This window comes from Arthrobacter sp. BF1 (assembly GCF_056680215.1).
Window position 1 is genome coordinate 760679 of record NZ_CM155271.1, and the last position, 13040, is coordinate 773718.

A 13040-nucleotide genomic window follows, 5' to 3' on the forward strand; every position below is an offset into this window, starting at 1 on the left:
AGTTCACCTTAATAGGATGGATACTTTGGGGCCATTCGTCCGTTGGTTATCAGGGCCGAATACTTGAAAAGGCAAGCTCTCAGGTTTCTGTCCTAAAATGGGTGGAGTCGCCACAGAGTGGTCCCCCTATGTCGATCGACCCTAGGAACACATGAGCCCCGCAAATGAAATACGTAAGTCCAAGGCTGAGCGCACTACGGAGGCGCGCGAGAAGGCCCGCCTGATCCGGGAGGCCCAGCTTAAGAAGGACAAGCGCAACAAGCTGTTGATCGGCTGGGGCATCGTGGTGGCCGTGGTGGCCATCCTTGCGGTGGTGGCCCTTGTGGTGACCACAACCATGCGGCAGAACGCTCCCATTGCCGACCAGGGGCCGACGCCGGCCAACGGCAACGTCAACGGCGGCATCACCTTGCTCGCGAACGCCGACGTCGCCAAGCTGGAACCGGCCACCGTTGACGCGGCGTCCGTGGGAGAGCCGCCGCAGACTGCCCCGGCAGAAGTGGTTGCTCCCGGCGCCGAAGCTGAGGCCGGCAAGCCGGTCAAGGTGGTCCTGTACATCGACTTCATCTGCCCGGTCTGCAAGAACTTCGAGGCACAGTACAACGAACAGCTGACGTCGCTGCGCAACGAGGGCAAGATCTCGGTGGAATACCGTGCCCTCGGCTTCCTGGACAACCGGTCCTCGACCAACTACTCCTCGCGTGCAGCCAACGCCGCCGCCTGTGTTGTGAACGAGTCCCCGGAAAAGTACGCCGAATTCGTTGATTCGTTGTTCGCCAAGCAGCCGGCTGAAGGCACCGCGGGTATCTCTGACAACGACCTGAAGAAGATGGCCACAGACATCGGCGCCAAGCCCATCGACAGCTGCGTGGATGACAAGACCTACCGCCCGTTCGTGAAGTTCACCACCAAGCAGGCTGCCGCCATCGGCGTGACCGGCACGCCCACGGTGTTCGTTGACGGCCAGCAGTGGGGCAAGGGCGCCAGCGCCCAGACGCCGTTCCCGGACTTCCTGCAGGCTGCGATCGCCGCGAAGGGCTAACCCTCAGCTTCTGCTGATATGGGCCCGGTTCCGGATTCACTCCGGGGCCGGGCCATTTTCGTTTCTGTATGTGCCGCGCTGCGCTGGGCCATTTACGACGGCGGTGCGCCGCGTTTTTACGAGCGGGCGGACTTGGGCTAACCTTATCTAGCGCCGTTCAGGCGCACACCCGGTAAGGGTGCGCCTCCTTAGCTCAGTTGGCCAGAGCACCGCTCTTGTAAAGCGGGGGTCGTCAGTTCGAATCTGACAGGAGGCTCCAGTTGTGGCTTTGGCTGCGGTTTTGGGGACAGCTCGCGTGCGCAGGCACAGACTCTGTGCAGGACTTGGACGGTATTCGTCGGTCTAGTCCGACCGTGGGCTTCGTAAATGGTCCTGACCTGCGATTCGAGTGGGCCGGAGGATGCCCAGCCCCCACGGGACTCACCTTCTACTCACCCTAATCCGGGTCGGGGTACTCCCTTTTCATGCCAGCTGGAAATATCAGCGCGCGGCCTTTTGTGCGAAATTTTGAGTGTCGCGGTGAATATTAGGCGGAGTCAGGGCCATTGTTTGCTGTGCTGGGAGCGGAGTTCGTTTTCGGTCGGGGGATTGGCTCCGGCCCCGGCTACGGTGATTGCAGCCGCCATCGCGGCGGTACGTCCTAGTTGCTCAAGAACCGCGGGTGCCAGGCCATGAGTCCCGCGTGTGAGGAGGCCTAGGATCAGGGCGGACATGTAGGAGTCGCCAGCCCCGATGGTATCTACGACACGGGTGTGCACGGCCGGGATGCTGAGGCAGACGCCGGTTGTTGCCAGCAGTGAGCCGGATGAGCCTCTAGTAATAACGGCCAGTTCGGCGCCAAGGCTCAGAATGTGCGTAGCGGTGTCCTCCAGCGTCTTTCGCGGGTAGAGCCATTGGGCGTCCTCATCGCTGAGTTTGACGACGTTGGTCAGGTGGAGCAGTTCCTCGAAAATGGACCGTGATTCGGCGTGAGTGCCGAGCAACTCTGGTCTGATGTTGGGGTCATAGGTGATCGTGCAGGCAGAGTGTAGTTGCTGCAGTACGGTTTTCACCCGTGAGGCGCCGGGCGCGAGAAAGCTGGCGATGGAGCCGGTATGCAGCACCTTGGGGGAGACGACGAGGGGGTGAAGCGGTCCCGGGTCCCAACGGATGTCGAAGGCGTACCTGGCCGACCCGTCTGCGGCGGTGGTTGCGGTGGCCGTTGAGGTTCTCGCCAGTGAGCGGGAGCCGGGCAGGAGCACCACACCGGCGCTTTGCAGGTGATTTTCAAGGGCCGCGCCGCGGCGGTCAGCGCCCACAGCCGTGAGGAGCCCGGTGCTGACCCCCAGCCGGGCCAGACCGTAGGCGACGTTGGCTGGGGACCCGCCGGGGTGTTCGGTGATGCTTCCCGGGGTGGTGACGATGTCGGTGAGGGCTTCACCGATAACGACGACGTCCAACGTCTGCTGGCTGGGGGCTGCGGTTCTGGCGGAGTGTATGTCTGTGTCTGTGGGCATCGGTGCGGCGCTACGCGAACTGAGTGATGTGCAGGTGGTTGATGGTTGCTGTGCCGCCGGTGGCGTAGACGCCGAAATCGGTGTTGGTATCTCCGGGAAAGATTAATTCGGTCATGGTGACCTGCCCGCCTTGGGCGAAGACTTCAACGGAGCATCGGTCCACGTAGATGGTGAGCTGGTAGACGCCGTCCATTGCCAGGACGGGGGCTCTGTCGATGGACGGAAAAGACTCGTGGAAGTCCGTCTGTCCGGATTCCCGGCGGTCAACGATGAGGGAACCGTCCCCGGGCCTGATGCCAACACGGGTTCCTCGAGGTCCGGCTCCGCGCAGGACGAGGCCGAATTCCTCAGCTGTCGCGGGGGTGAACGTGACGTCGATCCGCTGGACCGTGCCGGCTGCGCCGTCCAGGAGTTGGGTGCCGTTGGATATGGTCGTCTCGGGAAGGCTGAAGGACTTGGACGGGTCAGCCAGTGCCGCCCAGTCGCCTACGGGCCGCTGCACAAGACGCAGGTTTCCGTCGCTGGTGTGGAGTGAAATCTCGCGGGCTAGGGACATGGGGCTGCGCCAGGGTGAGGTGGGGATCTGGTTGGCGTATTCCCAGTTGTTCATCCACGCGATCATGAGTCGGCGGTTGTCCGGTGCATCGCTGAAGGAAACAGCGGCATAGTAGTCCCGGCCCCAGTCCAGCCACTGGTACTCGCCCAGCCGCGCAGGATCCTGCAGTCCTTGGGTGACGGTAGTGGCAGAGGTAAAGGTTTTCCCGTCAAAGTCACCCACGAAGTACTGCCCGGCAGAGCCGTTGTTGGGGCCGCCGGGGTTGAGGTTGACAGTGAGGACCCACTTGAGGTTATCGGGGTCGCCGTCGACCGGCAGTGGGAACAGGTCGGGGCATTCCCAGACACCGCCGGTGGCGTTTGCCGGACCAAAGCTGCTCAGCAGATCCCAGTTCCTCAGGTCATCGGACCTGTAGAGCACCACCTGAAAGTCTGTGGCTTCCACGGCGACCATGACCCAGTAGCTGCCGGCGCCGCCGTCGTACCTTATGACTTTGGGGTCGCGGAACTCGGCCGTTCCCCGGTTCAGTACGGGGTTGGCTGCGTGTTTGGTCCAGGTGTAGCCGCCGTCGAGGCTGTAGGCCAGCGATTGGGCCTGGATGCCCTCATGCGCGGAGCCGGGCTTGAAGGCACTGGTGTAGATGGCGACGAGCGGGGCAATGGACCCGGCGCCGAAGCCGCTGGTGTTGTCACGGTCACAGACGATGCTGCCGGAGAAGATGTCTTCGTCATCGTCGCAGGCAATGGCGACGGGGTGTTCGGTCCAGGTGAGCAGATCTGTTGAGGTGGCGTGTCCCCAGGACATGTTCCCCCACACATTGCCCAGCGGGTTGCTCTGGTAGTAGAGGTGGTAGACGCCTTCATGATGGATCAGGCCGTTGGGGTCATTGAGCCAGGTGTTCCGGGCTGAGTAATGCAATGCCGGGCGGAAAGTGTCGGCTGTCGTGGCGGTCGCGGCAGTCATGAAGGTCATTCTCATTTCGTTGCAGGTTGGGACTCTTGCAGGTTGGGCCGAAAACCAGCAAGTGGATCTGATAGCGGATGGGCCGGCGCGGAAGCACCGGCCCATCCGTATGTCGGAAGCTAGGAGTTCTTCTTGTAGCGGTCGTAGGCCTGCTGGTAGACCTCGATCATTTTGTCGACGCCGACGTTCTTGAGCTGGGCGACGTAGCCGTCCCATTCCTGGTCGATGCCTCCGGAGACGATCCATTTCGCCACGTTCTGCTTCACCAGCGAGGTGGTGTCGGTCTGGATGGTGCTGATCTGCTGCAGTTCTTCGTTGGAGAGAGCGACCGGTGGGTAGCCGTCGTTGCCGGCGAAGGGCTTGTAGAGGTCGTTGACGGTTTTCTGGCGTTCGGCGGCGCGTGGTTCGGGAGCGACGACGGCGGTGAAGTTCTCGGCGGTGTTCGCCTTCGGGCCGCCCGGGGCGACCTTTTGGCGGCGTTCGCCTTCGCTGGTTCCGGCCGGGGCGGGAATCTGGGTCAGCAGGCCGCCGGCGTCCTTCTGCAGGGTTTCTCCGATGGGTCCCCAGTTGGCCTGGGCGGACTGGATGGGATCGTAGAGGTTGTCGGCCCAACGCATGGTCGCTGCCGGGTATTTGTTGGCCCGGGTGATGGCGAAGGCTCCGCGGGCGATTTCCTGGTTGTTGGACTGGCTGGCGATCCGCTTGCCGTTCACGCCTTCGAGGACGGGGACCAGGGTGTAGTTGTTGGCGCGGTCAGCCCCGACCATTTCGGGGACTTCCCACCAGACGAACGAGCCGAGGTTTTCGGTGGCGGCTTTGCCCTTGGCCAGGTAGGCCTTGTCATCCTGGGAGAAGGACTCGGGGTCGATCAGGCCTTCCTGGTACCACTCGTGCAACGTCTGGATGGCTTTTTTGTAGCCGTCCTGGGTGGGGGTGAAGATGACTTTGTCGTCCTGGACGATGCGGTGGTCCATGTTGTCCGGCACTCCGCCGAGGGCGGCGATCAGGTCGACGATGTCTCCGCACCAGGAGCCCGGCATGAAGCTGAGGGGGATGGTCTTGCCCGTCCCGGAGGCGTCCTGGGTCTTGAAGGCCAGCAATGCATCGTGGAACTCGTTGATGGTCTTTGGCATGGGGATGTTGAGTTTCTTCAGCCACGACGTGTTGATGGCAAGTTCATTGGGGAACTGGACCAGGCCGAGTTCCTCGATGGACGGCAGGGAGTAGATGTGCCCGTCCGAGGAAGTGATGGCGGCCTTGATGTCGGGCCGGTCAGAGAGCAGCTTGGAGAGATTGGGTGCGTTCTTTTCGATGAGCCCCTCGAGCGGGATGAGCGTGCCGCTGGCGGAGTACGTGGCGATCTCGGCGTCGGTCAGGCCGGTGTTGAAGAAGGCATCGGGAAGATCGCCGCTGGCCAGGATCAGGTTCTTCTTCTCCTGGAAGACCGTCTCGGGCAGATTCTCCCAGTTGATGTGGACGTGGGTGGCTTTTTCCCATTCCTTCACCACGGTCATGGTGTTGTAGTCCGGGGCCAAGGCGGCTTTGGTGCCTGAAAAGGTCAGGTCGAGTTGCTTGCTGACGATCGGGAAGCCCGTTTCCTGGAAGCCGAAGTCTGCGGAGGCGTCTTTGAGCTCCGTTTTGCCGGAGCCGCCGGAGCAGGCGGTGAACATCAATGTTCCGGCCAGGACGGCGCCGAGGGCGGTAAATTTGCGGCTGAATGCCATGGTCATTCCTATTCTGAGGGGGATGATGCCGTCCGACGGCGGTTGCCCGGGCGGTCGATGCGGGGGACACGTTATTTGACGGCGCCGATCATGGCGCCCTTGGTGAAGTGCTTTTGCATGAAGGGCAGGGCGATCATCAGTGGAAGGCTCGAGACGACGATCATGGCGTACTTGGTCAGCTCTGCTATCCGTTGCGCGGCGGCATAGGATGCGATGTCTCCGCCGGTGGTTCCGGTGGAGGAGACATCTGACTGGATGAGAATGTTGCGCAGCACGAGCTGCAGCGGGTATTTGGAGTCGTCGTTGAGAAAGATCAGTGCATCAAAGAATGAGTTCCACTGGGCCACGACATGGACCATGATCATCAGCATGATCAGTGGCTTGGACAGAGGCAGGACCATCTTGAAGAAGAACGTGAAGTCGGTTGCCCCGTCCATCTGGGCGGCTTCACGCAGTTCGTTCGGAATGGTGTGTTCAAAGAAGGACCTGGCGATGATCAGGTTCCATACGCCCACCGCTCCTGGCAGGACCACGGCCCAGACGGTGTCCAGCATGCCCAGGTCGCGGACCACCAGGTACTTGGTGATGAGTCCGCCGTCGAAGAACATGGTGATGACGAACAGGAGCATCAGGATTTTCCGGCCGGGCATGTCCCTACGGGACAGCGCGTAGGCGCCGCACAGGATGGTGCTGACGCTGATAGCAGTGCCGAGGACGGTGTAAATGACGGTGTTGCCCAGACCGTTCCAGATCCGGCTGTCGGCGAAGATCCGCTCGTAGCCTTCGGTCGTGATGCCGGAGGGCAGGAGCCAGACCTTGCCTTCGTAGACGGCGTTCGGGTCGCTGATGGAGGCGATGACGATGAAGTACAGCGGGTACACCACGGCCAGGATGGACAGGAGCAGAACGGTGGTGGCGCCAATATTAAAGGCGCGGTCGCCGTATTTGTCCCGCAGCGTCTGTTTGGGGCGGCCCTGGTTGATGGTCCGGGGCGGGGCATCGATTGTGCGGGGGTTGGTTGTCAGAGACATTTCGGCATCACCACAGGGTCGCTTGGTTGGCCCGGCGCGCAATCGTATTGAAGACGAGCAGCAGCGCCAGGTTGAGGAGGGAGTTGAACAGGCCGATGGCGGCCGAATAGCTGAACTGCGCCTGCTGGAGACCCGCGTGGTAGACGTACGTCTGGATGATCTCCGAAGTCGAGATATTAAGGGGCGTCTGCATCAGCAGTGCCTTCTCGAAACCGACGTTGAGCAGGTTGCCGATTGCAAGGATGAAAAGGATGGTTACCACCGGCATGATGCCCGGAAGGTCGATATGCCGGATTCGCTGCAGCTTGGAGGCGCCGTCAACCTTGGCCGCGTCATGCAGTGCCGGATCGATGGCCGCCAGGGCTGCAAGATAGACGATCATCGAGAAGCCGGCGTTCTGCCAGACATCCGAGATGACGTAAATGGGGCGGAACCACTCCGCGGACCCCATAAAGAAGATCGGCTCACCGCCGCCCAGTTGAATGGCGTTGTTCACCAGCCCCGACCTTGGGGACAGAACGACGAACATGATGCCCACCACCACCACAGTGGAGATGAACGCCGGCGAATACAGCACCGTCTGGGTGAACTTCTTGAACCGCTCGCTCTGCAACTGGTTGACCAGCAACGCCAAAATGATCGGGATCGGGAAGGCCACCAGCAGTCCGAGGACGGCGATCCACAGTGTGTTACCGACCACCTGGCCGAACTGGTACGAGTTAACAAACCTGATGAAGTGGGTCAGGCCCACCCAAGGGCTGTCCGTGAACCCGTCCACCGGGTTGTAGTTCTTGAAGGCGATCTGCACGCCGTACATAGGCCAGTATTTGAAGACCAGGATGTAGATGATCGCTGGGGCTAGTAATACGTATAACTGCCAGGCGCGGGAAATCCTCTTCAGGCGGAGCGAAAGAGAATTTTTACGCTGTGGCAACGGCGCCGCAGCGGGACGCCCGCGTCTCGCCGGGATGGTGCGGCTCATGGCATCTCCTTGGGATGGGTCACTGAGTTCCGTTCAATCAGAGGGCAGTCCATCAGCTCGACCCGGCCATCGGGTTCCGCGTCCTGGAGGATCAGGTCAACCGCGCGCCGGCCCATGGCGACGAACGGCAATTCAAAAGTGGTCAATCCCGGGCGCAGAAACGGCGCCAGAGTTGCCTGATTATCAAACCCCACGATCGAGACGTCGCCGGGGATTGCGAGGCGCAGGTCCGAGACGGCCTGGTAGGCACCCCAGGCGCCGCGGTCATTCGCGCAGAAGATTGCGGTGGGTGGGTTGCCGGAGGTCAGAAGCTCCATCGTGTACTTGTAGCCGTCTTCCTCGCCGCCCGAGCCGAAGCGGACCAGCGACGGATCAACGCCTAGACCCGCTGCCTCAAGCGCCGCACAGTAGCCCTGGTAGCGGCCGACGGCGGCAGGAAGGTCACTCTCAAGGGTTTCGATGTTGATCATCCCCACCCTGGTGTGGCCTGCCTCAAGCAACCGGCTGGTGGCCGCGTACCCGCCCTTGACTTCGTCCGGGGCGACGCTCGGAACCCGGCCGGACCGGTCCTGCGAATTCAGCACTACGGATCTGACGCCGGCCAGGGCCTCCGGAACGTCCAGCAGCCGGTGATACATGGCGGCGTAGACCACGCCGGCAACCTTGTAAGAGAGCATGGCGTCCAAGGATGCGGCCTCGAGCTCCCGATCGCCACCGGTGTTTATTGAGAGCAGGAGGAGCCCGTCCTCCCAGGCTCGCTGCTGGGCACCTTCGATGATGGCGCCGGCAAAGGGAGTGGTGGCCACGGAATCGCCGATGAAACCGATCATGCCGGCCACTCCCTCGCGGAGAACCTTGGCGTGGGCGTTGGTGCGGTAACCCAGCCGGTTCACGGCGTCCCGAACACGCTTTCGCGTCTCGTCCGAGAAGCGCGAGCCTGAGGCCGAATTCAACACCAGGGATACAGTTGCCTGCGATACGCCCGCGGCAGCAGCGACATCATGCATTGTGGGTCCCGACTTCGGCCGTGATCCAGCCATGAGCACCTCCTTGGGCCATTTACGAGCTGTTAGTTATTCGTATAACTCGCTCAACTGTAGCGTGCATCACATGGAGCGTCAACAGATTCGATTGATCTTTCGGCGCCTGCGGGCCCGGGCAGTGAACCGAAGCCGAAGTCTACTTGCTCTCCATCAGGGGGACCGCCAGACTGAACACGCCACGTAGTCCGGCCATCCTTTCCGCATATCTGAACAGGATCGAATACTCGATGACCACCTCCACCATGAAAGCCCCCGCCACATTCGCCGGGCAGGACGTCAGCCTCCAGTACATCGCCGGGCAATGGCGTGAGGGCCGGTCCGAAAAAATCTTCACCGTGACGAACCCTTTTGACGACAGCGTCCTGACCACCATCCGTCAGGCCTCTATCGCTGACGTGGACGATGCCTACCGCGCCGCCGAGGCAGCCCAGACCGGGTGGGCTGCCCTGCCTCCGGCCGCGCGCCAGAAGGTGATGCGCCGTGCCGCACAGATCCTCGAGGACCGCCGGGAGGAGATCGTCGGCTGGCTGGTGCGCGAGTCCGGTTCAACCTTGCTGAAGGCCAACGCAGAGGTTTCCCTCGCCGTCGGAATCACACAAGAGTCTGCATCGTTTCCCACCCGGGTCCACGGCAAAATCTTTGACTCCAACACCCCCAACCGGGAGATGCGCGTCTACCGCAAGCCGATCGGTGTGGTGGGCGTGATCAGCCCCTGGAACTTCCCGCTGCACCTGTCCCAGCGGTCCGTAGCGCCGGCCCTGGCACTTGGCAACGCCGTGGTCATCAAGCCTGCCAGTGACACTCCTGTTACCGGCGCGCTCATCCTGGCGCGGGTCTTCAAGGAAGCCGGCCTGCCGGCAGGAGTGCTCTCCACAGTCATCGGTGCCGGTTCGGAAATCGGTGACGAATTTGTGGCCCACCCTGTGCCCGGACTGATTTCCTTCACCGGTTCCACCCCGGTTGGACAGAACGTGGGCGCAGTGGCCACCAGCGGGAAACACCTGAAGAAAGTGGCTCTGGAGCTCGGCGGTAACGCCCCAATGGTGGTACTCGACGACGCCAACCTTGAAGCAGCCGTGGGCGCTGCCATTCCCGGGGCGTTCCTGCACTCCGGCCAGATATGCATGTCCGTCAACCGGATTATCGTCGAGGCCCCGGTGTATGACGACTTCGTCGCCCGCTTCGCCGACGCTGCAGCATCCGTGGCCTACGGCGACCCTACCGTCAAGGGCACCCTGGTGGGCCCCGTGGTCAACGACTCCCAGCTCGCAGGACTCAAGCAGAAGATTGCATCGGCCCGGGAAGCCGGTGCCCGCACCGTTGTGGAGGGCGAGATCAAGGGCCGGGTTGTGCCCCCGCACGTTTTCGCCGACGTTACCGCTGACATGGAGATCGCCCGCGAGGAAATCTTCGGCCCGATGGTCGCAATCTTGCGGGCAGAGGACGAGGCGCACGCCCTCGAACTCGCCAACGATCACGCCTACGGCCTCTCCAGCGCGGTCTTTACCCAGAACCTCGACCGCGGCCTGCAATTCGCCCAGAAGGTCAAGGCCGGGATGACCTTCATCAATGAGATGACAGTCCAGGATGAAGCTCACGTGGCCTTCGGCGGGCAACGCAATTCCGGGTTGGGCCGGTTCAACGGCGAATGGGCCATAGAGGAGTTCACCACCGACCACACCATCGGAGTCACCCGCCTCTAAATCAAGCGGGAACAAACGACGGCGGCGATCTGCTTTCCGGCTACCGTTGACTTGGTTGCCTGGTCGGCTTACATTGATGCTCGTCTGTGGGGTGCGGCGCTGCGGCGGCGCAGGTATGGGTCTCGTCGCCGAAAAGGCACTCATCTCTACTGCCGATCGGCAAATTTCGGGCGAGAACCCTGGTTGGCTTCGGCCGCCATCAGGAGTACAAAATGATCACCTTGGTGCGGCATTTCCGCGCGCATTCTGCCCTGTTTACAGATTTTAGAGTCCCGTTCACCCGTGCCAACCAACGCCGCCACAGCGCAGCGTTGGTTGTTCTTGTGATGGCCGGCCTCACGGGCATCGGTGCAACCGCTCAGGCCGCCCCCGGCCACTCGGGTCCGCCATACACGGCGGGTGCGCCGGGCAGCGGTGACCCGTACTTTCCCCATGCCGGCAACGGCGGGTACGACGTCCTCCACTACGACCTCGACCTCCGCTACGCGCCGCCGTCGGACCCTGCCATACTTCAAGGGCACTTGACAGGCACAGCCACCATCAGGGTAAAGGCCACCCAAGGGCTGCAATCGCTCAATTTCGATTTGCGCGGCTTGACAGTAACGGCCGTCAGCGTCGATGGCAAGAACGCCAAGCACGGGAAAGCGAACGACGGCGGGGCCACCGAATGGGCGCAGGTGCAGGATGATGCCAACCGCCTCTGGGAACTCACCATCGGTTTGCAGCAGGGGCTGGATACCGGTCAGATTGCCACCATCGTCGTCGAGTACGGGGGCGTCACCGGCCGTCCCGTCGACACAACCGGGGCCCTCTACGGGTGGGTCACCACTGCGGACGGTGCGCTGGTGGTCAATGAGCCGGAGGGGGCCTCGACCTGGTACCCGGTCAACGATGATCCGGAGGATAAGGCGACCTACACGTTCAGCATCACGGTTCCGGAGGGCAAGACTGCTGTGGCCAATGGGTTGCCCGACGGGCGGCCGGAGACGGTCGCGGGATGGACCACATGGACGTGGAACGCGGCGGACCCCATGGCCAGTTACCTGGCTACTGCAACCGTAGGTGACTTCAAGCTGTCGTATGATGTCGGGCCCAGGCGGCTGCCGATAATTAACGCCGTCGATGCTGGCGTTGCCGGCGAGGCACTGGTGCAGACAAAGGCCGCGCTTGCCCTGCAGCCGGCGATGATCAAGTTCCTGGAGGGTCTGTTTGGGCGGTACCCGTTTGAGGCCTTTGGCGCGATCGTCGACGACGATTCAGTCGATTACGCCCTCGAGACACAGACGCGACCGGTCTACTCAGGAGTCTCCGATGAACTGACGGTGGTCCACGAACTGGGACACCAGTGGTTCGGCAACGCCGTCAGCCCGGCGGACTGGCAGCACGTCTGGATTAACGAGGGCTGGGCGACGTACGTGGAGTGGCTGTGGGCCGAACACCAAGGATCAACAACGGTGAAACAGGAATTCGCCAAGGCTGTGGCCTCCCTCGATGCCAACAATCGCTGGCGGCTGGACATCGCAGACCCCGGCCGGGACAACCTGTTCGCGCCTCAGGTTTATCAGCGTGGCGCGGCAGCCCTGCACGCACTCCGCGCCAAGATCGGCGACAAGGCGTTCTTCCGGGGCGCCAAAGTGTGGCTGGCCCGGTACGACGGCTCCTCAGCCACCACTGACGACTTTCAGGCCGTGATGCAACAGGCGTCGGGAGAACAGCTCGACGGGTTCTTCAACGACTGGCTACGGACGCCGGTCAGGCCGATGGAGATCCCGTAGCGCTGATCCAGGTTCCCAGTTCACTCAGCGTCTGGGCCGAGATTTGGTGTCCACCGGGGTCGCGGCGGGTGTGGACGCGGGCCGACGACTCCGTGGTCAAGTACTCCCAGGTTCGAGCGAGCAGCCCGGCGGGGATGACCCGGTCCTGGTCCCCGTGGGCGACAAATATGGGAGTACCGGCCAGCCTTGCCGGTGTGACCGGCACTCCTGCATCGAACGGCAAGGTGCCGTACAGGATGGCTGCACCGGAGTAGCGGTTGGGATCGTCAAGTACAAGGCCGCCGGCAAACGCGGCGCCGCCGCTGAAGCCCACCAGGAGAACGGGCCGGCCATCCGGGGCGTATCCATCGAGCCAGCGACGGAACCAGGACATTTGTTCGGCCAGGGACTCGGGGATGGGCCGGCCGATGCCCCGGTTGGCAAACCACGCATAGCCGTTGCCCTCCGCAATAGGGGCTCGAACGGCCGCGTAGGCAAAGCCTTGCGGAAGGTGGCCTGCAAGGCTGAGGATCTCGCGCTCATTGGAGCCCCGCCCGTGCAGCAGCACCACCAGCGGGGCGGATGGATCGGTTGAGCCTGCCGTCGCCACAACGTGCTGAGCGCTCGTAGAGGGTAGGCCAGCGGCGGGGTTGGCGGGGAGGTTCATGAGTAGTCCTTGAGGCGTGGAGAAGGGTTTCTTGGTTGAAGATACAACCATTAGATCTCTTTGCAGGACAACTGTCAAT

General features: G+C 62.4%; 10 protein-coding genes and 1 tRNA gene. 4 read left to right on the forward strand and 7 right to left on the reverse strand.

What is annotated here, in order from left to right:
- Positions 1–151: 151 nt before the first annotated feature.
- Together AC1MCD_RS03665 and AC1MCD_RS03670 are read left to right on the forward strand one after the other, a co-directional pair.
- Positions 152–1042 carry a DsbA family protein gene (locus tag AC1MCD_RS03665; RefSeq protein WP_498675941.1) on the forward strand — a complete coding sequence of 297 codons (891 nt, stop codon included), beginning with the start codon at positions 152–154 and terminating at the stop codon, positions 1040–1042.
- Positions 1043–1224: 182 nt separating this feature from the next.
- Positions 1225–1301, forward strand: a tRNA-Thr gene (locus AC1MCD_RS03670).
- A gap of 277 nt (positions 1302–1578) precedes the next feature.
- Here the strand turns inward: AC1MCD_RS03670 and AC1MCD_RS03675 are convergent.
- From AC1MCD_RS03675 to AC1MCD_RS03700, 6 genes are all read right to left on the reverse strand, one after another.
- Complete coding sequence (locus AC1MCD_RS03675; RefSeq protein WP_498678159.1) at positions 1579–2520, reverse strand: carbohydrate kinase family protein; 942 nt, start codon at positions 2518–2520, stop codon at positions 1579–1581.
- 28 nt (positions 2521–2548) lie between these two features.
- On the reverse strand, positions 2549–4066 hold the full coding sequence (locus tag AC1MCD_RS03680; protein ID WP_498675942.1) for a glycoside hydrolase family 32 protein: 1518 nt from the start codon (positions 4064–4066) through the stop codon (positions 2549–2551).
- A 110-nt stretch (positions 4067–4176) separates the two neighbouring features.
- Positions 4177–5781: an ABC transporter substrate-binding protein gene (locus tag AC1MCD_RS03685; RefSeq protein WP_498675944.1), complete on the reverse strand. Its 1605-nt coding sequence runs from the start codon at positions 5779–5781 to the stop codon at positions 4177–4179.
- A gap of 71 nt (positions 5782–5852) precedes the next feature.
- Positions 5853–6812 (reverse strand): carbohydrate ABC transporter permease, encoded by a 960-nt coding sequence (locus AC1MCD_RS03690; RefSeq protein ID WP_498675945.1) that lies wholly within the window; start codon positions 6810–6812, stop codon positions 5853–5855.
- A gap of 7 nt (positions 6813–6819) precedes the next feature.
- The gene (locus AC1MCD_RS03695) at positions 6820–7794 is read right to left on the reverse strand and encodes an ABC transporter permease (protein WP_498675947.1); all 975 of its coding nucleotides are present in this window, start codon (positions 7792–7794) and stop codon (positions 6820–6822) included.
- Positions 7791–8834 (reverse strand): LacI family DNA-binding transcriptional regulator, encoded by a 1044-nt coding sequence (locus tag AC1MCD_RS03700; RefSeq protein ID WP_498675950.1) that lies wholly within the window; start codon positions 8832–8834, stop codon positions 7791–7793. The genes AC1MCD_RS03695 and AC1MCD_RS03700 overlap by 4 nt, the downstream gene beginning before the upstream one ends.
- Before the next feature lie 230 nt (positions 8835–9064).
- Here AC1MCD_RS03700 and AC1MCD_RS03705 point away from each other — a divergent pair, with 230 nt between their 5' ends.
- Both AC1MCD_RS03705 and AC1MCD_RS03710 read left to right on the forward strand, forming a co-directional pair.
- The gene (locus AC1MCD_RS03705; protein ID WP_498675952.1) at positions 9065–10540 is read left to right on the forward strand and encodes an aldehyde dehydrogenase family protein; all 1476 of its coding nucleotides are present in this window, start codon (positions 9065–9067) and stop codon (positions 10538–10540) included.
- A gap of 212 nt (positions 10541–10752) precedes the next feature.
- A complete protein-coding gene (locus tag AC1MCD_RS03710) occupies positions 10753–12315 on the forward strand; it encodes a M1 family metallopeptidase (protein WP_498675953.1) in 1563 nt (520 codons plus the stop codon).
- Here the strand turns inward: AC1MCD_RS03710 and AC1MCD_RS03715 are convergent.
- Entirely contained in the window at positions 12293–12961 is a 669-nt protein-coding gene (locus AC1MCD_RS03715; protein WP_498675954.1) for an alpha/beta hydrolase, read from the reverse strand. The genes AC1MCD_RS03710 and AC1MCD_RS03715 overlap by 23 nt on opposite strands.
- Positions 12962–13040: the final 79 nt, after the last annotated feature.

Excerpts from the sequence above, each read along its gene's own strand:
- AC1MCD_RS03715 (WP_498675954.1), bottom strand. The coding sequence starts at position 12,961 with ATGAACCTCCCCGCCAACCCCGCCGCTGGCCTACCCTCTACGAGCGCT.
- AC1MCD_RS03705 (WP_498675952.1), top strand. The coding sequence starts at position 9,065 with ATGACCACCTCCACCATGAAAGCCCCCGCCACATTCGCCGGGCAGGAC.
- AC1MCD_RS03695 (WP_498675947.1), bottom strand. The coding sequence starts at position 7,794 with ATGAGCCGCACCATCCCGGCGAGACGCGGGCGTCCCGCTGCGGCGCCG.
- AC1MCD_RS03665 (WP_498675941.1), top strand. The coding sequence starts at position 152 with ATGAGCCCCGCAAATGAAATACGTAAGTCCAAGGCTGAGCGCACTACG.
- AC1MCD_RS03680 (WP_498675942.1), bottom strand. The coding sequence starts at position 4,066 with ATGACCTTCATGACTGCCGCGACCGCCACGACAGCCGACACTTTCCGC.
- AC1MCD_RS03690 (WP_498675945.1), bottom strand. The coding sequence starts at position 6,812 with ATGTCTCTGACAACCAACCCCCGCACAATCGATGCCCCGCCCCGGACC.
- AC1MCD_RS03700 (WP_498675950.1), bottom strand. The coding sequence starts at position 8,834 with ATGGCTGGATCACGGCCGAAGTCGGGACCCACAATGCATGATGTCGCT.
- AC1MCD_RS03685 (WP_498675944.1), bottom strand. The coding sequence starts at position 5,781 with ATGGCATTCAGCCGCAAATTTACCGCCCTCGGCGCCGTCCTGGCCGGA.
- AC1MCD_RS03710 (WP_498675953.1), top strand. The coding sequence starts at position 10,753 with ATGATCACCTTGGTGCGGCATTTCCGCGCGCATTCTGCCCTGTTTACA.